This is a genomic window from Pseudoalteromonas sp. S3776, from assembly GCF_005886915.1.
Taxonomy (GTDB): Bacteria; Pseudomonadota; Gammaproteobacteria; order Enterobacterales; family Alteromonadaceae; genus Pseudoalteromonas.
The window spans coordinates 48,722-70,080 of record NZ_PNCU01000018.1 but is presented as its reverse complement, the minus strand read 5'-3'; the positions used below and the strand labels follow the sequence as shown (position 1 = coordinate 70,080).

Annotated in this window: 19 protein-coding genes; 14 read left to right on the top strand and 5 right to left on the bottom strand. The window is 40.8% G+C overall.

All coding sequences use genetic code 11. The features are described 5' to 3' along the window. Positions 1-141: 141 nt before the first annotated feature. Complete coding sequence (locus CWC16_RS09290; RefSeq protein WP_138541340.1) at positions 142-2,658, bottom strand: penicillin-binding protein 1A; 2,517 nt, start codon at positions 2,656-2,658, stop codon at positions 142-144. A 131-nt stretch (positions 2,659-2,789) separates the two neighbouring features. Here CWC16_RS09290 and CWC16_RS09285 point away from each other — a divergent pair, with 131 nt between their 5' ends. The 9 genes from CWC16_RS09285 to CWC16_RS09245 all read left to right on the top strand — a co-directional run bounded on the left by CWC16_RS09285 (position 2,790) and on the right by CWC16_RS09245 (position 11,726). Next, positions 2,790-3,869: a pilus assembly protein PilM gene (locus tag CWC16_RS09285; RefSeq protein WP_138541339.1), complete on the top strand. Its 1,080-nt coding sequence runs from the start codon at positions 2,790-2,792 to the stop codon at positions 3,867-3,869. Then, the gene (locus tag CWC16_RS09280) at positions 3,857-4,429 is read left to right on the top strand and encodes a PilN domain-containing protein (RefSeq protein WP_055017777.1); all 573 of its coding nucleotides are present in this window, start codon (positions 3,857-3,859) and stop codon (positions 4,427-4,429) included. The genes CWC16_RS09285 and CWC16_RS09280 overlap by 13 nt, the downstream gene beginning before the upstream one ends. Then, the gene (locus CWC16_RS09275) at positions 4,419-5,024 is read left to right on the top strand and encodes a type IV pilus inner membrane component PilO (RefSeq protein WP_055017776.1); all 606 of its coding nucleotides are present in this window, start codon (positions 4,419-4,421) and stop codon (positions 5,022-5,024) included. Before CWC16_RS09280 ends, CWC16_RS09275 begins: the two co-directional genes overlap by 11 nt. Further along, positions 5,021-5,557 carry a pilus assembly protein PilP gene (locus tag CWC16_RS09270; RefSeq protein WP_055017775.1) on the top strand — a complete coding sequence of 179 codons (537 nt, stop codon included), beginning with the start codon at positions 5,021-5,023 and terminating at the stop codon, positions 5,555-5,557. Before CWC16_RS09275 ends, CWC16_RS09270 begins: the two co-directional genes overlap by 4 nt. Then, positions 5,544-7,634, top strand: a complete 2,091-nt coding sequence (locus CWC16_RS09265) for a type IV pilus secretin PilQ (RefSeq protein WP_055017774.1) — start codon at positions 5,544-5,546, stop codon at positions 7,632-7,634. Before CWC16_RS09270 ends, CWC16_RS09265 begins: the two co-directional genes overlap by 14 nt. 184 nt (positions 7,635-7,818) lie before the next feature. Further along, positions 7,819-8,337, top strand: coding sequence for a shikimate kinase AroK (aroK, locus tag CWC16_RS09260; protein WP_004589350.1), 519 nt, complete (start codon positions 7,819-7,821; stop codon positions 8,335-8,337). 28 nt (positions 8,338-8,365) lie between these two features. Further along, on the top strand, positions 8,366-9,436 hold the full coding sequence (gene aroB, locus CWC16_RS09255; protein WP_138541338.1) for a 3-dehydroquinate synthase: 1,071 nt from the start codon (positions 8,366-8,368) through the stop codon (positions 9,434-9,436). Then, a complete protein-coding gene (locus tag CWC16_RS09250; RefSeq protein ID WP_138541337.1) occupies positions 9,436-10,806 on the top strand; it encodes an AAA family ATPase in 1,371 nt (456 codons plus the stop codon). The genes aroB and CWC16_RS09250 overlap by 1 nt, the downstream gene beginning before the upstream one ends. A gap of 53 nt (positions 10,807-10,859) precedes the next feature. Beyond that, positions 10,860-11,726 (top strand): Dam family site-specific DNA-(adenine-N6)-methyltransferase, encoded by an 867-nt coding sequence (locus tag CWC16_RS09245; protein ID WP_138541336.1) that lies wholly within the window; start codon positions 10,860-10,862, stop codon positions 11,724-11,726. Here the strand turns inward: CWC16_RS09245 and CWC16_RS09240 are convergent. Both CWC16_RS09240 and CWC16_RS09235 read right to left on the bottom strand, forming a co-directional pair. Then, complete coding sequence (locus CWC16_RS09240) at positions 11,674-11,859, bottom strand: DUF2970 domain-containing protein (RefSeq protein WP_024032525.1); 186 nt, start codon at positions 11,857-11,859, stop codon at positions 11,674-11,676. The two genes, CWC16_RS09245 and CWC16_RS09240, sit on opposite strands and share 53 nt — an antisense overlap. Before the next feature lie 3 nt (positions 11,860-11,862). Beyond that, positions 11,863-12,159, bottom strand: coding sequence for a hypothetical protein (locus CWC16_RS09235; protein WP_138541335.1), 297 nt, complete (start codon positions 12,157-12,159; stop codon positions 11,863-11,865). A gap of 213 nt (positions 12,160-12,372) precedes the next feature. Between CWC16_RS09235 and rpe the strand changes: the two genes are divergently transcribed. Genes rpe through trpS form a run of 3 tightly spaced genes read left to right on the top strand, consistent with a single transcriptional unit; the run spans position 12,373 to position 14,762 of the window. Then, positions 12,373-13,056, top strand: a complete 684-nt coding sequence (gene rpe / locus CWC16_RS09230) for a ribulose-phosphate 3-epimerase (protein ID WP_055017773.1) — start codon at positions 12,373-12,375, stop codon at positions 13,054-13,056. Further along, the gene (locus tag CWC16_RS09225; RefSeq protein WP_055014602.1) at positions 13,056-13,721 is read left to right on the top strand and encodes a phosphoglycolate phosphatase; all 666 of its coding nucleotides are present in this window, start codon (positions 13,056-13,058) and stop codon (positions 13,719-13,721) included. Before rpe ends, CWC16_RS09225 begins: the two co-directional genes overlap by 1 nt. A 36-nt stretch (positions 13,722-13,757) precedes the next feature. After that, positions 13,758-14,762 (top strand): tryptophan--tRNA ligase, encoded by a 1,005-nt coding sequence (gene trpS / locus CWC16_RS09220; protein WP_029771853.1) that lies wholly within the window; start codon positions 13,758-13,760, stop codon positions 14,760-14,762. A gap of 108 nt (positions 14,763-14,870) precedes the next feature. On the opposite strand, the gene CWC16_RS09215 is transcribed toward trpS, so the two are convergent. Continuing rightward, positions 14,871-15,734, bottom strand: coding sequence for a hypothetical protein (locus CWC16_RS09215; protein ID WP_249929203.1), 864 nt, complete (start codon positions 15,732-15,734; stop codon positions 14,871-14,873). Positions 15,735-15,931: 197 nt separating this feature from the next. Beyond that, complete coding sequence (gene uvrA / locus CWC16_RS09210; RefSeq protein WP_138541342.1) at positions 15,932-18,754, bottom strand: excinuclease ABC subunit UvrA; 2,823 nt, start codon at positions 18,752-18,754, stop codon at positions 15,932-15,934. Positions 18,755-18,917: 163 nt separating this feature from the next. Between uvrA and CWC16_RS09205 the strand changes: the two genes are divergently transcribed. Next, on the top strand, positions 18,918-20,285 hold the full coding sequence (locus tag CWC16_RS09205; protein WP_138541333.1) for an MFS transporter: 1,368 nt from the start codon (positions 18,918-18,920) through the stop codon (positions 20,283-20,285). A 20-nt stretch (positions 20,286-20,305) separates the two neighbouring features. Further along, entirely contained in the window at positions 20,306-21,004 is a 699-nt protein-coding gene (gene ssb, locus CWC16_RS09200; protein ID WP_055014604.1) for a single-stranded DNA-binding protein, read from the top strand. Positions 21,005-21,359 lie beyond the last annotated feature (355 nt).

Sequence of the window (21,359 nt, the reverse complement as noted above, 5' to 3'; positions counted from 1 at the left end):
ACGTGTCGCTATCTGCGCTAAAAAAATTCTCATTTAGAACAACTAAATAGCGAATTTTTTGCCTTACTATCAACACGTTTATCCATCCTCAAAATAGATCACTTAATTATGTGGATTGGTATAAGCTGCCGTTTTTGATTTTTAGAATAACTCTTCTTCTGTTTTTGTATCTTCTTCAAAAATATCAGTTGGCTGAGACAGTACATATTTTGTTGGGGCTGTGCCTTTTTCAAAATATTCAAAGCGACTGGTGTAGTCGTTTTTATGACTTAACAAACCTGTTTTTAAATCGATACGAATTGAAACGAGTCCTTCAGGGGGCTCTATTGGCGCTTCTGGTGTGCCCTCAAGGGCCACTTTCATAAAATCAATCCAAGCTGGTTGTGCCGTTTTAGCGCCCGATTCAGCACCAGAGATTTGGCTGCTATCTAGGTTGTTATTATAGGTTGAGCGTCCTAACGAGTTTCCTGGGTTGTCAAAACCCACCCATACAGACGTTGCTACATTGCGGTTAAAGCCGCTAAACCAAGTATCAACAGAGTCATTCGTTGTGCCTGTTTTACCCGATAGATCGCGCCTATCTAATGCTTGCGCACGCCAACCAGTCCCGCTCCAGCCTGTTTTATGTGTCCAGCTACCGCCACCCCATACAGCGCTGTGCATTGCCTCAGCAATTAAAAAAGCATTTTGCTTTGATATAACACGTGGTGCACAATGTGGTTGTATGGCTTGCTCATCTGCTGTATCGGTATCTAGGTTATTGTTGGCAAAGCTATCCGTAGCTTGAGAGACGGGTAATAGCTCGTCTTCATCGCAAGCAAGAGCAGGGGATGCTTTAAATAGTACATTACCATAGGCATCTTGAATTTCAGATATAAAGTAAGGTTCAATTAAGTGGCCACCATTAGCAAATGTGCTCATGCCGCGAGCAAGCTCTAATGGCGTGATTGATGCACTCCCTAATGCTAAGGATTCACTGCGGTTAATGTCCTCATCTTTAAAGCCAAACTTAAGTAAGTGATCGGCCGTGCGCTGCAGCCCTACACCGCGCAGCAAACGCACAGAAATAACATTTTTAGATTGTGCTAGTGCACGGCGAATACGTATAGGGCCATTATAAACCGCAGGGCTGTTTTTTGGCCGCCACGCTACACCTAAACTTTTATCCCATTGGTTTATTGGCGCATCGTTTAAAATAGAGGCCAATGTATAGCCATTTTCAAGCGCAGCAGAATAAATAAAGGGTTTGATATTAGAGCCAACTTGACGTTTAGCTTGTACCGCTCGATTGTATTGGCTTTGTTCAAAACTGTAACCGCCCACTATGGCTTTAATACGACCATCTTGTGGGTCGAGTGAAACAAGTGCACTGGCCGCTTCAGGTATTTGGCTTAGCAGGTAACTGTCGTCGTTATTTTTACGTAGCCATATTTGCATGCCTGGGGTAAGAATGTCAGTAGCGGCTTTAGGAGCAAAACTTTGACGGTAGCGAGTAATATATTTGCGCGCCCATTTTAAATTATCCCAATTAAGTGTGGTGTATTGGCCATTTTTTAAAATAACGTCAGCGGTTTTTTCAGATACGTTTAATACCACCGCAGCGTGCAAATCAGCAATTTCTTTAACTGGTTTTAGCTTTTCTAGGATTTGTTGCTCACCTAAGGCTGGTTGTGTTTCTGGGTCCCATAGCACGTCTACAGGCCCACGAAAGCCATGGCGCATATCGTAGTTATGTAAATTATTTACTAAAGCCGTTTGCGCAGCCTTTTGTACTTTAGACTCTACAGAGGTAAATATTTTAAAACCAGAATTATAAGCTTTATCTACACCATAACGCTTAACCATCTCTGCACGAACCATTTCAGAGATGTAAGGCGCGTACAGGTCTATCTCGGCACCGTGAAAATACGCGGTGATAGGTTGGCTGGTTGCTTCGTTGTATTGTTGTTGTGTTATATAGTTTTCTGTAAGTAAGCGACCAAGCACTACATTACGACGTGCTTTAGCTCTTATGGGGTTACGAATAGGATTAAGCGCAGAGGGCGCTTTAGGTAAACCTGCAATCATTGCCATTTGTGCAAGAGTGAGGTCTTTTAGCTCTTTGCCGTAATAAACTTGAGCAGCTGCACCAATACCAAATGCACGATTACCTAGTTCTATTTTATTAAGGTAAAGCTCAAGAATTTCGTCTTTTGTTAATACACTTTCAATATGTAGCGCTATAAAAATCTCTTTAACTTTACGAATATATGCCTTTTCTCGTGTTAAGAAAAAGTTACGAGCGAGCTGCATGGTGATTGTACTCGCGCCTTGTTTTTTTTCACCTGTTGAAATTAAGACAATAGCGGATCGAACAATACCTATGGGATCAATGCCTATATGGTCATAGAAACGGTTATCTTCTGTTGCTAAAAAGGCATCAATTAAAGGTTGCGGAATTTCGTCTATGGTGACAGGGATGCGGCGTTTTTCACCAAATTGATTGATTAACAGTCCATCTTTTGTAAAGACCTGCATAGGGGTTTGTAATTGCACGTCTTTTAAAACTTGCACACTGGGGATATCAGGTTTAACGTAATAATAAAGGCTGATTAAAGTGATCAGACCAATTAACGTGCAAATGATAAAAAATTGTAATGTTCGTTTTAATAAAATCACTGATATTTCCCTAAATGGACTCCCAATTGCGAGTTTAGACTGCTAGTATATATTGATTAAAAAATGAATAATATTTTTTACTAAAAAAATTATAACTTGTTTATTATTAAAACAAAGGTCAAGTTGCAAACATGCTAAGTCAACTATTTCAAAAGCCATCAGCTGCGATGGTCGGAATTGATATCGGATCGCACTCTATCAAAGCAGTGCTTTTAAGTGAAATTGAAACGGGATTTCGACTAGAAGCACTTGCAATTGAACCTATGCCTAAAGGCGCGATGAGCGAGCGCTCAATACAAGATATTGAAGCAATTGGTAATGTGATTACAAAATTAAAAAGAAAACTACCAAAATCGCTAAAATCTGCGGCAGTCGCTGTATCAGGACAAACCGTTATCACTAAAGTTATTTTTATGGATGTTTCATTAAGTGACGCTGAATTAGAGTCACAAATTGAAATTGAGGCTGACAGCTTAATCCCATATCCCCTCGACGAAGTGAGCTTAGATTTCGAAAAGCTTTCTACTAATGAAGCCGATCCCAGTAAAATGAATGTACTACTCTCTGCTGCGCGTACCGAGAGCGTTGAGGCGCGTGTAGGTGCACTTGAAGCTGCTAACTTAACCGCTAAAGTGGTTGATGTAGAAAGCTATGCATTGAGCCGAGCAATGGATGTGTATTATCAGCAACTCCCAAGTGACGCCTTTAATAAGTGTGTTGCGGTGGTAGATATTGGCGCGGTGTTGATGTTGGTAAGCGTGGTGCAAGCCGGTGAAACAATTTACACCCGCGACCAAGTGTTTGGTGGTGACCAATACACCAATAGTATCGTGTCATACTATAACAAGAGCTTTGATGAGGCTGAGATAGGTAAAACAACAGGTGATTTACCCCCTAACTACACTTTTGAAGTACTTGCACCGTTTCAAACATCATTATTGCAGCAAGTGCGACGTGCGGTACAAATGTTTTTAACAACCACAGGTAAAGATCAAGTTGATTATATTGTACTAACCGGTGGCACATCGATGATCGAAGGGCTCGATCGTTTGTTAATAGAAGAGCTGGGTATTCATGCTGTTGTAGCTGAACCGTTTGCAAATATGGAAATTTCACCAAAAGTAGACCGAAATATTATGCAGCGAAATAGAACACAGTTTGCAATTGCTACTGGTTTGGCATTAAGGAGCTTTTCATCATGCCACATATAAATTTACTGCCTTGGCGCGAGTTGCAACGTGAAGAGTCTAAAAAGAAGTTCATCACAATTATAGTTGCGGTGGTCATTGGTTGCTTTGCATGCATGTACCTGCTTAGTTCTTTTTATGCTGGTTTAAAAGATGGCCAAAACTTAAAAAATAACTATCTCAGCTCAGAAATAAGCATGCTTGATAAAAAAATTAGTGAAATTCGAGATCTTGATAAACGAAAAGAAAATTTACAACAACGTATGCGATTAATCGAAGAGTTGCAAAGCAGTCGTAATTTAGGCACTCAAATTATGGATGAGGTGGCGAAAATTGTTCCTCAAGGGGTATATCTCACTAAGCTTGAGCGTCGTGGTAACCAAATACATGTACTTGGTCGAAGTGAATCAAACAATCGCTTATCTACGATGCTGCGTCAGGTGCAAGGCTCATACTTATTAGAAAGACCCACCATGCAAGGTATTGTGGCGGGCGATCAGACATCACGGTTACTCAGTGATTTTAATATGGAGTTTTATGTAAAACCATTTGATGAAATTGGTGAGGTAAGTGATGAACCTTGATTTAAAAGCTCTAAATGAAATAGATTGGAATGAAATTGAGCTCGACAATATTGGTGAGTGGCCTGTTGCAGTAAAAGCAATTAGTTGCTTATTTGTCGCAGGTTTAGTGTTATTTTTTAGCTACAGCTTATTGGTATCTGACGAAATAGACAGCTACCACAGTGCTGTAGCAAAAGAAGTGGAATTACGTAGCACTTATAGAACTAAGTATGCTGTAGCGAGTAAACTCGACATATACCGTCAGCAGATGGTTGATATGGAAGATAAGTTTTCTCAATTGTTAAAGCGACTACCCACATCAAATGAAACACCGGGTCTACTTGATGATTTATCTTATGTAGGGACTACTAGCGGTTTAACATTTTTAAAAATAGGTTGGTTACCGGAAGTCGAAAAAGAGTTTTATACAGAGCTCCCTATTAAAATCGAAGTAATAGGTACTTATCATGAGTTCGGTGAATTTGTTGGAAAAGTAGCCCAATTACCACGAATTGTTAGTTTACATGACTTTTCGATTGTATCATCTGGGGAAAAGCAACTAACATTCAGTGTAGTAGCAAAAACATATCGTTATGAAGAAGGGGTTAAAAAGTGAGATTAGTCCCTTTATTATCGCTGTCTATTTTATTTTTAGCAGGTTGTAATGACGATACCTCTGAGCAAAAAGAGTTTATTGACCAAGTTAAAGCCAGTACCACGGCTAAAGTTGAGGAAATACCTGAATTAACTCAGTTTGAACATTTTGAATATAACGCATCGCAATTGCGAAGCCCGTTTGTAGCACCACAGCCTGAAATTATTCAAAATAAACTGACACAAATTAAAAATTGTTTACATCCTGACCCTGATAGAGTGAGAGAGCCGCTAGAAAAATACCCGCTCGATAACCTATCTATGAAAGGGACGTTAGGCTCTAACGGACAAATGTGGGCATTGATCACCGCAGCTGATGAAACGCTGCATAGGGTAACGGTAAATAACTACTTAGGGACATACGACGGTAAGGTTAAATCTGTAAGTAGTGATTATGTAGAATTAGTTGAATTAATCCCTGATGGGTCGGGTTGTTGGAAAGAGCGGCTGACTAAATTGGAAATGTTAGAGGCGGCAAATAATGGCGCAAATTAATAATAAAAAAGGTAAAACACACATGCATAAGGATGTACTTTGGCATCATCGTTTTCAAACGATGTTTTTTGTCATATTGGCTCTTTTTGTTGCAAAAACAGCCAGTGCAGCGCCATTACTTTATGATGTACGCTATAACCCATTGCTTAAAGGCGAGACCGAGTTACAACTTGTATTTGACGAAGAGCTAACACAACAACCTAAAATTCAGGTACATAACACACCAGCGCGTATAGAGATGCTGTTTGATGGTGTTGAATTAGAGCAGGGCCTTGAAAATGTACCGGTCGATCACGCAGGTATTAATAGTGTTAGCAGCGTACAGACAGAGCAAGGCTTAAAAGTTACGGTAAATTTGGAACGTTTAAAAATATACGAAACACAAGTTAATAATAACTTAGTGTCGTTGCGCGTATCGGATAACCCACTTACTGAACAAGCTTCTGATGAAAGCAGCAATGGTTATGATGCCTCAAGCGCTTATATTAACCGGATTCAATCTATTGATTTTCGCCGTGGTGAAAAAGGTGAAGCAAAAGTTTTAGTATTTTTGCAAGACACGCAAGCTGCAATAGAAGTACATGAAAGCGGTGGAAAAATAATTGCAGAGTTTCATCATACAGATATTTTAGACGACTTACTGTATGAACTAGATGTATTAGATTTTGGCACTGTTGTAAGTACCATTGAAACCTTTAAAGAAGATAGCCTAAGCCGTGTAGTTATTGAGCCTAATGCTGCTTTTACCTTTACCTACCAGCAAATAGATAACATTTTAACGTTAACGATTGAAAAAGATGAAACGCAAAATGCTTATTTAGATGGGGGCAAAGAATACCAGGGTCGTCCAATGACCTTAAACTTCCAAGATATTTCGGTTAGAGCTGTACTGCAAATAATAGCGGGCTATAACGAGTTTAACTTAGTAACGAGTGACTCAGTAACCGGCAACATCACGCTTCGTTTAGATGGCGTTCCATGGGATCAGGCTTTAGATGTTGTGCTGCGTATTAAAGGCCTTGATAAGCGCATGGATGGCTCTATATTGATGGTGGCGCCAGCTGAAGAGCTAGCCGCCCGTGAAGCGAAAGATTTATTAGCTAAACAAAAGGTCGAGGATTTAGAGCCGCTTTACAGTGAGTATATTCGTTTAAACTATGCTAAAGCTGAAGACTTTGCGGATTTACTTAAAACTGACACGAACAGCATCATTTCTGCCCGTGGCAGTGTATCGGTCGACCAGCGTACCAATACTTTACTTATTAAAGATACAGCGAAGAGTATTGAAAGTATCCGTCGTATGATTGAAACACTTGATATCCCAGTGCAACAAGTTGTTATTGAATCACGTATGGTAACGGTACGCGATAATGTCACAGAAGATTTAGGTGTACGTTGGGGATTTAGCGACCAACAAGATAGTGATGGTATTTCAGGCTCACTTGAAGGTGCTGAGTCTATCTCAAATGGTACTATTCCTGACTTATCAGATCGTCTTAATGTAAACCTACCTATTACTAACCCTGCGGCGAGTATTGGTTTACACATAGCCAAGTTGGCTAATGGCACCTTAATTGATTTAGAGCTGAGCGCTTTAGAGGAAGAAAATAAAGGTGAGATTATTGCGAGCCCGCGCATTACTGCAGCTAATCAGCAAAAAGCACGTATTGAGCAAGGTACTGAAATCCCCTATACCGAATCAGCCTCAAGTGGTGCTACTACTGTAAGCTTTAAAAAAGCGGTATTGAGCCTTGAGGTTACACCGCATATAACGCCGGATAACAAAGTTATTTTAGACTTAGTTATTACACAAGATACTCGTGGCGAAACGGTCCAAACCGGAACAGGTGAAGCGGTGTCGATAGACACTCAACAAATTGAAACACAAGTGCTGGTTGATAACGGCCAAACCGTTGTGCTGGGTGGTATTTTTCAGCAGCAAATAATTAATACCACAAATAAAGTACCTGTACTTGGTGATATTCCCTATGTTGGACGCTTATTTAAGAGCACCAGCGAGTTTAATGAGAAACGTGAATTACTTATTTTCGTGACACCGAAAATACAAATAGACTAAAATTTAGTGGTTTTATGTTCGCCAACGAGTGTTTATTGATAATAATTGCTCGTTATATGGCTTTTTATTGTAATAGACTTGAAATACCCGGCCAATTACTGAGATAATCCCCTCCTTAATTTTGGGGCCAGGTCGTTAGGCGGGGTTTTATTTCAAATTTTAGAGTTCGTTTGTACTAAAAGATATGGCTGAGAAACGTAATATATTTCTAGTTGGCCCCATGGGGGCTGGCAAAAGCACGATTGGTCGTCACATCGCTGACCAATTACACCTTGAATTTGTCGATTCTGATCAAGAAATCGAACGCCGTACCGGTGCAGATATTGCCTGGGTGTTTGATCTTGAGGGTGAAGAAGGCTTTAGACTTCGTGAAGAATCTGTTATTGGCGACTTAACCGAAATGCAAGGTATTGTACTTGCAACCGGTGGTGGGTCAGTAATGAGTAAAGAAGTTCGAAACAAGCTTTCGGCTCGCGGTATCGTTGTATACCTAGAGACACCTATAGAAAAGCAAGTTGCACGCACGCAACGCGACAAGCGTCGCCCATTACTGCAAACTGAAGAAGCACCTCGTAATGTACTAGAGCGCTTAGCAGAAGAACGCGAGCCACTATACAAAGAAGTTGCCGATTTTGTTGTACGCACCGATGAGCAAAGCGCTAAAGTTGTTGCTAACCAAATCATCGAGAAATTAGATTTTTAAAAACCAATAATAAAGGAAATAACAAAGCATGCTTGAATTAACTGTTAATTTGGACGAGCGAAGTTATCCTATTTTTATTGGTCAATCTGCACTTCAAGATAATGGCCGCCTTGTTCACCACATTGGTGATTGTCGGCCTATCATTATCACTAACGACACAGTTGCCCCTTTATATTTGCAAGGACTGCTAGATTCGTTAGCTGAGCTAGACCCTCTTTCTTTTGTCATTCCAGATGGTGAGCAATACAAATCACTCGAATGGTTTGAGAAAATATCTGCTTTTTTATTGCAAAATAATTGCGGTCGAGATACCTGCTTAATAGCATTAGGTGGCGGTGTTATTGGCGATTTAACAGGTTTTGTTGCTGCATGCTATCAACGCGGTGTACCGTTTATTCAAATTCCTACCACGGTACTATCACAAGTTGACTCCTCTGTTGGGGGCAAAACAGCTGTAAACCACCCACTGGGTAAAAATATGATTGGGGCATTTTATCAGCCGCAAGCTGTTTTTATTGATACTGAATCACTTCATACATTACCGGCGCGTGAATTTGCAGCGGGCATGGCCGAAGTTATCAAGTATGGTCTGATTTACGATACCGAGCTCTTTACTTTTATTGAGCAAAATGCAGAAAAGCTACAGCAATTAGACGAAGCCAGTTTACAGCATATCATTTATAGATGTTGTGAAATTAAAGCGCTTATTGTTGCGCAAGATGAAAAAGAAAATGGCCTTCGTGCGTTACTCAATTTAGGGCATACCTTTGCTCACGCAATTGAAGCGCAAATGGGGTATGGCGTATGGCTGCATGGTGAGGCTGTTGCGACCGGAATGGTACTGGCTGCTAAATTAGCCCATACACGCGGTGATTTATCGCAAAGTGAGGTAGATAGAATTGTAACACTACTCGAGCTTTATAATTTGCCTACTGAGATCCCAGCAGAAATGACTGCTGAGCAGTTTTTGATGCATATGCGCAAAGACAAAAAAAATAAAAAGGGCACTATCCGTTTTATTTTACCGACAGAGTTTGGTCAATGCGCATTGGTAGATGACGTATCAGATGACCACGTTAGAGCGTTAATCGAGCAATAATGCAGGCGCAAATTTTACCAAGCCGAGCGGCGTTGGTGGATAGAATCGCGCTGCAATTTGAATATGGGCAAAACTTGATTGTATTGCTAGGCACCTCAGGCCTTGGCAAAAGTTATATGCTCGAAACCTTCATCACCGACAAATACAACAGTTTTAATAAAGCATTTGTACAAGTAAGTGCCAGTGTAAATGATGTATCACTGATGAGTGATATATTAGAGCAAAGCTTTAACTCTCCGCTGATTGACCACGATTTATCGTTAAGTGAAAACTTTTACCAACTGCTAGAACAACAGCCGTGCGAGGCCTGTTTATGGGTGCTCGATAATGCAAGGCATTTATCTGAAGAGTTATTACAAGAGTTAGAGTTACTTGCCAAAAATAGCCCTATAACGCTTTATATTATGCTAGCCTCGCAATCAAAGCTGGCTATTAATAATGCCGTTGAAATTTACTTAGAGCCTTTATCTTCCCGAGAATCTAAACAGCTAATGAGCTGGTATTTTCCTAATTTACCGTACGATGAAGACCCCGTATTTAGCGCATTTTTAAATGAAGCAAAAGGCAACCCCAGTTTATTATTAGCATGGCAACCAACGGAGCATGTAGCTGATATTGTAAAAAAAGATACAGTGTCATGGCGTATACACTTAATCTCGTTGTTAATTATTATTATGTTACTAATTATTGGTCTGCTTTATAAAAATGACATGACCCAATGGTGGCAAACGTACTATCAAAACCAACAAAGCCAAGACATAGATACCGCTATTCCTGCTGCTAAAATTACCGCTATCCCAAGAGCGGATAAAGAAGTCAGTAATGACAATGCTGATATTTCAAAAGCGGATTTGCCTTTAGAGCCGGTCAGCGATAAATCACAAGGGAATGTAGCGCCACATAAAAACGATGTGCCGGCGATAATGCAAAGCCTAACGCGTCAGGCTCAACAAAGCGCTCAAAGTGAGCAAAGCGAGGCGTTACCACAAAGCTCAAACACTCCTGAGACTATTGAGCTAATTGAAAGTGACGATAAAGAAAGCCCGCAGTCTAAAACCTCAAATAACGTATCAGATAACGCGTGGTATTTAGCTCAGCCAGATAATAATACAACTGTGCAGCTGCTTGCCGTGACGCAGGAAAAGATCACCCGTGAGTTTATTATTCAACATAATTTAAGCCAGCGGGCTAGGGTATATCAAACTAAGCGGAACAATAAAGTATGGTGGGTAGTTACTCTTGGCAGTTATGCATCACTCGCTGATGCTAAAAGTGCGTTGTCTGCCTTGCCAAGTACGCTTAGAAAGAACAAGCCTTTTTATAAAAAAATCAGCAAAATAAAACAAGAAATTGCACGACTTGATCAGTAAACTGACTCACTTTAGTGTAAAATCGCGCTACAGCAGATTGAAGTTAAGAACCAATGCAACAAAAGAGTAGAGCCTTCCTTAAATGGGCTGGCGGTAAATACAGCCTAGTTGAAGATATTAATGCACGATTATCTCAAGCCAGCAAACATGCTGAAACCTTGGTAGAACCGTTTGTAGGTGCAGGCTCAGTATTCTTAAACAGTAATTTTAAACACTATTTACTTAACGACATCAATGCTGACTTAATTAACTTATACAAAGAGCTCAAGCGCTCACCTGATGAGTTTATAAGTGACTCTAAAAAGCTGTTTGTTGATTTAAATAATCATCCAGACGCTTACTACGAATACCGTGTACAGTTTAATAAAAGCAATGATGTATATGAGCGCGCAATGCTCTTTTTATACATGAATCGCCATGGTTACAATGGATTGTGTAGGTATAATCTCAAAGGCATTTTTAACGTGCCATTTGGTAAATATAAAAAGCCTTATTTTCCAGAAAAAGAAATGTACTTTTTTGCCGAAAAAGCACAAAAAGCCACATTTACCTGCCTAAGCTACGATGATGTGTTTAAGCTTGTGCCAAACAACGCGGTTATTTATTGCGATCCGCCTTATGTGCCGCTAAGTAAAACAGCGTCGTTTACCTCTTATGCTAAAGGCGGGTTTAATTTAGACGATCAAGCAAACTTGGCAAACTTAGCCGAGCAAGCTGCGTTTGAAAACAATACCCCAGTGCTTATATCTAACCACGATACCGTGTGGACGCGAAAAATTTATAGCCAAGCTACGCTTGGTAAAATTCAGGTAAAACGTACTATCAGCCCTAAAGGTGGCTCACGCAACAAAGTTGACGAGTTAATGGCTATGTATTTAGCACCCAAGCAACCACTGCATAAATTGTCACTACAAAAATAACGAAAAACAGCACAGCTAAAGCAATAATAAAAAGAGGGGAGTGTTGTTGGAAGTCGGCTTGGCGTTTGTGCTCTGATTGCACACCAAAAAATGCTGCTAGCACACTTTGCAACGCGCTAATAAAGTGCAGCATTATTTAAAAAAGAGGTTTTATTGAAGGCGTATTTTTAGCGTCTTCTGAGCTAGTTAATAGCTCTAATAAATCTAAATAATGAAATTGCGCACTGCGACTATCGCCTGTTAGCCACGAAAACCACGACGAATCTTCTTCTACTTTCGTACATGTTAGGGCGCTTGGAGTGTTATTACTACTTGCCTGATTGTGACAGTTGCTAACTAAGCTTAAATCTTGCTCAGAACTTGGCGCAAAACTAAATGCCCCAATAAATAACAATGCCGACGCAATTAAGATCCCTGTTTTAAAAGCACGCATAATATTAGCCTAAAAGTAAGTTACTCCTTCAATAATAACAAAAGCTGTATAAATAACAAACTAATATTTCCCTGTGATAGTTAAAGCTTTATATAAATAAATTCTTATGTATTTAAATTGCTATTTTAGTTATACCCAATTTGCCGTGTATTACTTGGGAAACTCCAGTATTTACGGTACATTAAGGCATATTTTATTGATTGACGGATTACTATGCTAAACCCTGAACAAAAATACTTAATAGCGCCTTCTATATTGTCAGCTGACTTTGCAAAATTAGGTGAAGATGTAGATAAGGTACTCGCTGCAGGTGCTGATGTAGTACATTTTGATGTCATGGATAATCACTACGTGCCTAATCTCACAATAGGCCCTATGGTGTGCAAAGCGCTTAGAAATTACGGGGTAACGGCCCCTATCGATGTACACCTAATGGTAAAGCCTGTAGATAGTATAATCCCTCAGTTCGCAGAGGCCGGTGCATCAATAATTACCTTTCACCCTGAGGCGAGTGAGCACATAGACCGCACCATACAACTTATTAAAGATCATGGTTGTAAGGCCGGTTTAGTATTTAATCCTGCCACTAGCCTGAGCTATCTCGATCACGTTATTGATAAGTTAGACACTATATTACTAATGTCGGTAAATCCAGGTTTTGGCGGCCAAAGCTTTATCCCCCACACCCTTGAAAAACTAGCCCAAGCTAAGCAGCGCATAGTTGAGTCGGGTCGTGATATTCGCTTAGAAGTTGATGGCGGTATTAAGGTTGATAATATAGCCGCAGCAGCGCAAGCAGGTGCCGACATGTTTGTAGCAGGGTCTGCTATTTTTAATGAGCCTGATTATAAAGTGGTTATTGATCAAATGCGTGAGCAGTTAGGAAACGTAAAGTAATGAAATATGATGTAGCTTTGTTCGACCTTGACGGCACACTTGTTGATAGCGTTTACGATTTATACTTAGCAATAAATTTAACACTGAGTGATTTAGCATTCCCTATTGTTAGCCAAAGCTTGGTTGAAAGCTGGATAGGCAACGGTATTGAAACCTTAGTCAAGCGTGCACTCAGTGGTGATATGCAAATTAGCGAACACTTAGATGAAGCGCTTAGTGCAAAAGCTATTGCTTTATTCTATCAACATTATGAGCAGCTAGTGGGCGAATATAGCGTGTTGTATCAACATGTAGAAACAGGGCTTAATGCGCTCAGTGGTATGCCTAAAGCGCTCGTTACCAATAAGGCGCGCATATTTACCGAAATACTACTTGATAAGCTTTCCCTTACGCGCCACTTTGAAGTAATCGTGTGTGGAGATGATATGGCTAAAAAGCCGTCGCCAGCGCCTTTGCTGTATGCATGTAAAAAGCTGAATGTTGAGCCGAGTAAGGCTATTATGATTGGCGATTCAAAAAGCGATATATTGGCAGCACATGCCGCTAAAATTGATGTCATAGCGGTGGATTATGGTTATAACCAAGGCGAAAACCTAAGCGACTTTAATCCACAGTACCTATGCGAGAACTTCTTAGATATAATACCAACACTAACACAGCGTTAAATTTTTTAATTAACTAAACAACATTAAAGGAAAATCATGAGTAAACCAGTAGTTTTAAGTGGCATTCAGCCAACCGGTGGTATGACAATAGGCAACTATGTTGGCGCTATTAACCAGTGGCTAAAGCTACAGGAAGACCACGAAAGTTTCTTTATGCTTGTTGATTTACATGCGATTACTGTTCGTCAAGAGCCTGAACTTCTTCGCTCTCGTGTATTAGATGGTATAGCCTTGTACGCGGCTTGTGGCATAGACCCTGAAAAATCGGCCTTATTTGTACAGTCACAAGTGCCAGAACACGCGCAGTTAGCATGGGTGCTAAATTGTTATGCGCAAATGGGCGAGCTTAACCGCATGACTCAGTTTAAAGATAAATCATCTAAACATGCTAATAATGTAAACGTCGGCTTATTTTCGTACCCAGTATTGCAAGCAGCGGATATTTTATTATACCAAGCAGACCAAGTACCGGTAGGGGATGATCAAAAGCAGCACTTAGAGTTAACGCGCGATATAGCTACACGCTTTAATAATTTATACGGTGATGTATTTAAATTACCTGAGCCTTATATCCCAGAGTTTGGCGCACGCGTAATGAGCCTTCAAGATCCGCTTAAAAAAATGTCTAAGTCTGATGAAAACCCTAACGGCTACATCATGCTATTAGATGAGCCTAAAAAGATTGAGAAAAAGCTTAAAAAAGCAGTAACTGATTCAGACGAGCAAGCACGTATTTACTTTGACCGTACTGAAAAACCAGGCGTTTCTAATTTACTTACTTTATTAAGCGTAGCCACTAAGCGCTCAATTGAAGACTTAGTGCCAGAGTACGAAGATAAAATGTATGGCCACTTGAAAAAAGATACAGCCGATGCTGTAGTGAGCATGATTGAGCCAATTCAAGCACGTTTTAAAGAGATCAGAGAAGATCAAAACCTACTTGATAGCATCATGAAATCAGGTGCAGAAAAGGCAAGTGTACGTGCAGAAAAAACCCTTAAATCAGTTTACGATGCACTAGGATTTATTCCTCGTACATAAAATGCTTCAACAGACCCTAGTATAAGCGAATAAAAATGCCGCTAAATTTAGCGGCATTTTTGTATGTAACTTCTAATACTTGACTCATCGCTTAAAGGTCATCATTGTTCATCTAATGGGTCTAAATGCAGGTGATTCGCAGGCTTTCACAATAAAAGAATAGCCATAAGGCATAGTTTCATTTGGCGTAATCTCTACTATTTCGTAATCGTTCAACTCTACCACTTTGCTATTTTTGGCTTTTTTACACCTTGAGTACTCATCTGCTTCGTAATTAAATGCAAACATCGCTATAAGGCGTTTACTACGTTCAAAATAACCTTCAGTAGCAACAAATGAACTTGCAGATTCGGCGAGCTCATTTATTTCTTCTGTTTTTGGTGAGCCAGGTTCCTGTTTAGCTAGCCTTTTATTTAGATTGTCCACAGCTTGCTCCTTCACCTCAGGTGAGTCACTGGCCAGCTCTCTTCCAAAATAAAAGCCGTTTTCTATGTCTGATAAAAATGTTGCTTCATCCCTATCGTCTACTAAGGAATAGAGGGTACTTAAAGTTATGAAGGCTAATATTAATCTAATAGATGCGGTAAGTAAGGGAGAGTAGCTTTGACTTATATATTTAATGCTTTGCGATCCAAATGGCTTTATAAGTAACAGCATTATGATATAAAAGGGTAAAATAAATTGAAATATTAGTAATGTACAGAGTGTAATTCCTAATGCCCAAATGGGTAAATATATCAAAGTTGCAAAATTGTGTGTGTAGCTCATGTTTGCAGCTGATACGTGAGTTACATCGTTAACAATGCTGCTTGCATTTGCCAAAACAAAATTAGCAATGGTTGCATAAAAAACCAAAATTAAAGCTTTGCCTGCTAAGGAGTGCCAAAGTTTATTAAACTTTGGCCAAAATTCAATGACCAAGGCAGTCATTGTTAAAAGCGCACAAAGTGACCAAGATTTAAAGAAAATCACAGATATAAGCGCTGCTAAGTAAAGCTTTTGCGCGGTGCTAAGGCTAAACCATATGGGTTTAATATGCTCATCAATATCAGCTTTAAAAGGCTGCGATTTTTTTTGCAGCTGTTTAAATAGCCTACTGGCTCGCCATTTTATAATTTTAAAAGGCCTTAACACCGACTTTCCTTATCGTAAGAAGTAATAAACCCCAATTAGTTTAATAGGGGCTTTAGGTAATGCCCAGTATGCGAGCGCTCACATTTAGCGACCTCTTCAGGTGTGCCTGCAATGAGTATTTCACCGCCGCCAGCACCGCCTTCAGGGCCTAAATCAACCACCCAGTCTGCGGTTTTAACCACATCTAAGTTATGCTCAATCACTACTATGGTATTACCGTGATCACGCAGACGATGTAATACCACAAGTAGTTGTTCAATATCGGCAAAGTGAAGGCCGGTTGTTGGCTCATCAAGTATGTAAAGAGTTTTACCTGTATCGCGTTTAGATAGCTCACGAGCCAGTTTTACACGCTGAGCTTCACCACCAGAGAGCGTGGTAGCAGCCTGCCCCAAACGAATATACGATAAACCAACATCCATAAGGGTTTTAAGCTTGCGGGCTATTGCGGGTATTTTATCAAAATAGTCGTGCGCGTCTTCAACGGTCATTTCGAGTACTTGGTGAATGTTTTTACCTTTGTATTGCACTTCTAAGGTTTCGCGGTTATAGCGCGCACCCTTACATACATCACACGGTACATATACATCAGGTAAAAAGTGCATTTCTACTTTAATTACGCCATCGCCTTGGCAAGCTTCACAGCGCCCGCCTTTTACGTTAAAGCTAAAACGACCTACTTTATAGCCACGTGAACGGGCTTCTTGTGTTCCTGCAAATAACTCACGAATACCGGTAAAAATACCTGTGTAGGTTGCAGGGTTTGAGCGCGGTGTACGGCCAATCGGGCTTTGGTCAATATCAATCACTTTATCAAAATGATTAAGGCCACTAATTGACTTGTAAGGCGCGGCTTCCGCTGTGGTCGCACCGTTAAGTTCAGTATGCGCAAGCTTAAAAAGTGTATCGTTAATGAGCGTTGATTTACCTGAGCCCGATACTCCTGTAATACAGGTTAATAAGCCAAATGGAATTTTTAAGTCTACATTTTTAAGGTTATTACCTGTGGCGCCAAACAGCTCAAGCCATTTGTCGCCTGTTGGGTTACGTTCTTGTGGTACTTCTATTTTACGCACGCCAGATAAAAACTGGCCCGTTACCGAGTCTTTGGTCGCTAAAATATCGTCACGTGTACCTTGTGCAATAATATGCCCGCCGTGTACACCCGCGCCTGGGCCAATATCAATAATATGATCGGCTGCGCGAATGGCATCTTCATCATGCTCAACCACAATTACGGTGTTACCTAGGTCGCGTAAATGCACCAAGGTTTGTAATAAACGGTCGTTATCGCGCTGGTGTAAACCAATTGATGGCTCATCCAGTACGTACATTACACCTACAAGGCCTGCACCAATTTGGCTGGCTAAACGAATACGCTGCGCTTCACCACCAGAGAGGGTATCGGCACTGCGTTCAAGCGATAAATAGTTAAGGCCAACATTAATTAAAAACGATAAACGGTCGCGAATTTCTTTCAGAATTTTTTCAGCTATTTGGGCTTTTTGACCTGTGAGTGATAACCCTTCAAAAAAGTCCATTGCCTCACCAATACTCATATTAGTAATAGCAGGCAGGTTTGTTTGACCTATAAATACGTGGCGTGCTTCTTGGCGTAAACGTGAGCCATGACAGCTAGGGCACGCTTGGCTAGTTTGATATTTAGCCAGCTCTTCGCGTACCGAGTTTGACTCCGTCTCGCGATAGCGACGGTTCATGTTATTTAACACGCCTTCAAACTCGTGGTTACGAGTTATTAAATCGCCTCTGTCGTTACGGTAGTTAAAGGCTATTTTTGTTTTACCTGAGCCTTCTAAAATAATTTTTTGTGATTCTTTAGCAAGTTTTTCAAATGGCACATCTAAATCAAAATTATAGTGCTCGGCAACCGCTTGTAGCATTTGAAAATAATAAAAACTGCGTTTATCCCAGCCTTTTATTGCACCACCGGCCAAGCTTAGCTCAGGGTTATGTACTACGCGGTTAGGATCAAAGTATTGGCGTACGCCTAAACCGTCACAGCTTTGGCATGCCCCCGCAGGGTTATTAAACGAAAATAAACGTGGCTCTAACTCGGTCATTGCATAGCCACAGGTAGGGCAGGCAAAATTTGCCGAGAACAGCATTTCTTCTATCGTGCTGTCGTCCATGTAGGCTACATTTGCTACACCGCCAGACATTTCTAGTGCGGTTTCAAATGATTCGGCTAAACGCTGCTGCTGGCCATCTTTTACTTTAAAGCGGTCAACAACCACTTCAATAGTATGCTTTTTATGAAGCTCAAGCGTTGGTGGATCGGATAAGTCGCACACTTCGCCATCTATACGAGCACGAATATACCCTTGGCTTGAGAGCTGCTCCAGTAATTTAACATGCTCGCCTTTGCGGTCTTTAACTACCGGGGCTAAAAGCATTAGCTTAGTGCCCTCTGGCAGTGCTAAAACGGTATCAACCATTTGGCTAATTGTTTGAGCTGCAAGGGGTAAGTCGTGAGTTGGGCAGCGTGGCTCTCCCACACGGGCAAACATTAAACGCAAGTAATCGTATATTTCGGTAATGGTACCCACTGTTGAGCGAGGGTTGTGCGATGTAGATTTTTGCTCAATAGAAATGGCGGGAGAGAGGCCTTCAATATGATCAACGTCAGGCTTTTCCATTAACGATAAAAATTGCCTTGCGTAGGCAGAAAGTGACTCTACATAACGACGCTGTCCTTCTGCATATAAAGTATCAAATGCCAGTGATGATTTTCCCGAACCAGATAGGCCTGTGATAACAATTAATTTATCACGTGGGATGGTTAGGCTGATGTCTTTTAAATTGTGCGTACGGGCGCCTCGGACTTCAATGTTTTCCATGCTATCTCGTTTATTACCAAAATTATTTGTCCAGTATCGCATAATACGAAACATTATTAATCAATGATCAACGAAAAAATCCTTACTTATAGGCGATTAATTATTGCCAAGCTTGTGGTAGAATCCCAGCCTAAATTTTTCATACCGTAAGATTACGCAGATAATGACCGCATCTTCACTTAATTCACGAGAAAAACGCGCCGCAGTATCGCTGGCGAGTGTGTTTGCATTTAGAATGCTCGGCTTGTTTATGCTGATGCCTGTATTGGCTATTTATGGTCAATCGCTTGATGGGTTTTCGCCTATGTGGATAGGGTTTGCTATTGGCGCTTATGGTTTAACCCAAGCAGTACTGCAAATACCCATGGGGCGTTTGTCAGATAAAATAGGCCGTAAAAAAGTCATTGTTGGTGGCTTAGTTGTATTTGCGTTGGGCTCAATTATTGCAGCACTAGCTGAATCTATTCAGATGGTTACATTGGGCCGAGCACTACAAGGTATGGGCGCTATAGCCAGTGCATTACTTGCTTTTGCCAGCGACCTAAGCCGCGACGAACAACGCCCTAAAGTAATGGCTGTAATTGGTATGAGCATAGGCATGAGTTTCGCCTTTGCTATGTTACTTGGGCCCATAGTTGCAGCGTCGTGGGGCGTAGCAGGGGTATTTTGGTTAACAGCAATCCTTGCCGTGTTTGGTATTGGTATTATTTTATTTTTAGTGCCTAATGCCGTTAATAAAGCGCCTAAAGGCGACACCTTGGCAAGCTTTAGCGACATAAAAAAATTAATTAAGCATCCGCAATTATCGCGCTTAAATGCTGGTGTGTTACTGCTACATTTAACACTCACCACTATTTTTGTGGTACTACCAAGCCAGCTAATAGAAGACGGCTTAGTTGCCAACCACCACTGGTATTTATATATTCCGGTGTTGCTGCTAGCGTTTATTTTAATGGTGCCAATGATGATTATTGCCATTAAAAAAGAAAAAGAAAAACAGGTTTTTATTGGATCAATTGCGCTGCTTTCGGTCAGTATGTTTGCCATGTCTATTTGGGTAAATAGTGTGGTTGGCATTGCCATTTGTATGCTGCTTTATTTTGTCGCATTTAATTTCTTGGAAGCGACTATGCCTGCGCTTGTATCGCGTATAGCCCCTGCAAGCCAAAAAGGTTCGGCGATGGGCGGGTATTCCTCTAGCCAGTTTTTAGGGGCTTTTTTAGGTGGTATTTTAGGGGGTTACGTAGCACAAACAACAAGTACACAAGCTGTGTTTGCGGCAGCGGCACTTGTTGGGTTAATATGGCTTATTATTGCGTGGAAAATGCAAGTCCCACCGAAAAGTAAAGTTATTAGTTTAATGACCAATTTAAGTTCTGAAGAGCAAGCTCAAGAACTTGCTTCTCAGCTAGTTGCTTTACCTGGCGTAATAGAAGCAACAGTAGTACGCGACGAAAGCCGCAGCTATTTAAAGATTAATGATAAAGAATTCGACCTAGACCAAGCACGTAAAGTAGCTGGTTTAATCTAACGTTTATAGGAGATGGTTCCATGGCACGCGGTGTGAACAAAGTAATTTTGGTTGGTAATTTAGGACAAGATCCTGAAGTTCGTTACATGCCTAATGGCAATGGTGTAGCAAATATTACCTTAGCAACGTCAGATAGCTATAAAGATAAAAACACTGGCCAAATGGTTGATAAAACTGAGTGGCACCGTGTCGTGTTTTTTGGCAAATTAGCTGAAATTGTTGGCGAATACTGCCGCAAAGGCTCACAAATTTACGTAGAAGGTAAACTACAGACACGTAAATGGACTGATCAGCAAGGCCAAGAAAAATACACAACTGAAATTGTCGTTGATGGCTTTACAGGTCAAATGCAAATGCTAGGCGCTCGTGGTGGTGATCAGCAAGGTGGTGGCTATCAAGGTAATCAAGGCGGCCAACAAGGTGGCGGTTACCAGAATAATCAGCAAGGCGGTGGTTATGGCCAAAATAACCAAGGTCAGCAAGGCGGTGGCTATGGGCAACAACAGCAGGCGGCTCCAGCACAGCGTCCGGCTGCAGCGGCTGCACCACAGCAAAATAACCAATACCAGCAATCAAACAATAGCGGCTTCGCTCCACAGCAAAATAGTGCACCACAGCAGCAAGGTGGTTTTGCACCTAAGCCGCAAAATGCCCCACAAGGCGGCGCATCAAATCCTATGGAACCAACAATAGATTTTGATGATGACATTCCTTTTTAACCAAAGACAAAAATGTTGAAATGTAATTTTAAAAGCCGCTACTAAGCGGCTTTTTTAGTTTTTACTTACAGATAACCACTGCCCAGAGAGCATTTTTTACGATCGAAAGTTAAATGCCAATCTCATACCTGTCCGCAATAAGCTTCATCATTTTGAGGGGCTAAAAGTGTCGCTATCAGTGTTTAAAAATTCTCATTTATAACTGCATGGAAGCAGAAGGTAGAGCAATGCAGAAGCAATTGCCGAGAGAAACTAAATAGCGAATTTTTTTCCTGGCTATCAACACGTTTTTCCATCCACCAAATAGCTCACTTAATTAAGCGGGTGGGTATAAATAGAGTTGACTCTGATGTCT

Excerpts from the sequence above, each read along its gene's own strand:
- CWC16_RS09285 (WP_138541339.1), top strand. The coding sequence starts at position 2,790 with ATGCTAAGTCAACTATTTCAAAAGCCATCAGCTGCGATGGTCGGAATT.
- CWC16_RS09280 (WP_055017777.1), top strand. The coding sequence starts at position 3,857 with ATGCCACATATAAATTTACTGCCTTGGCGCGAGTTGCAACGTGAAGAG.
- CWC16_RS09275 (WP_055017776.1), top strand. The coding sequence starts at position 4,419 with ATGAACCTTGATTTAAAAGCTCTAAATGAAATAGATTGGAATGAAATT.
- CWC16_RS09265 (WP_055017774.1), top strand. The coding sequence starts at position 5,544 with ATGGCGCAAATTAATAATAAAAAAGGTAAAACACACATGCATAAGGAT.
- aroK (WP_004589350.1), top strand. The coding sequence starts at position 7,819 with ATGGCTGAGAAACGTAATATATTTCTAGTTGGCCCCATGGGGGCTGGC.
- aroB (WP_138541338.1), top strand. The coding sequence starts at position 8,366 with ATGCTTGAATTAACTGTTAATTTGGACGAGCGAAGTTATCCTATTTTT.
- CWC16_RS09250 (WP_138541337.1), top strand. The coding sequence starts at position 9,436 with ATGCAGGCGCAAATTTTACCAAGCCGAGCGGCGTTGGTGGATAGAATC.
- CWC16_RS09245 (WP_138541336.1), top strand. The coding sequence starts at position 10,860 with ATGCAACAAAAGAGTAGAGCCTTCCTTAAATGGGCTGGCGGTAAATAC.
- CWC16_RS09240 (WP_024032525.1), bottom strand. The coding sequence starts at position 11,859 with ATGCTGCACTTTATTAGCGCGTTGCAAAGTGTGCTAGCAGCATTTTTT.
- CWC16_RS09235 (WP_138541335.1), bottom strand. The coding sequence starts at position 12,159 with ATGCGTGCTTTTAAAACAGGGATCTTAATTGCGTCGGCATTGTTATTT.
- rpe (WP_055017773.1), top strand. The coding sequence starts at position 12,373 with ATGCTAAACCCTGAACAAAAATACTTAATAGCGCCTTCTATATTGTCA.
- CWC16_RS09225 (WP_055014602.1), top strand. The coding sequence starts at position 13,056 with ATGAAATATGATGTAGCTTTGTTCGACCTTGACGGCACACTTGTTGAT.
- trpS (WP_029771853.1), top strand. The coding sequence starts at position 13,758 with ATGAGTAAACCAGTAGTTTTAAGTGGCATTCAGCCAACCGGTGGTATG.
- uvrA (WP_138541342.1), bottom strand. The coding sequence starts at position 18,754 with ATGGAAAACATTGAAGTCCGAGGCGCCCGTACGCACAATTTAAAAGAC.
- CWC16_RS09205 (WP_138541333.1), top strand. The coding sequence starts at position 18,918 with ATGACCGCATCTTCACTTAATTCACGAGAAAAACGCGCCGCAGTATCG.
- ssb (WP_055014604.1), top strand. The coding sequence starts at position 20,306 with ATGGCACGCGGTGTGAACAAAGTAATTTTGGTTGGTAATTTAGGACAA.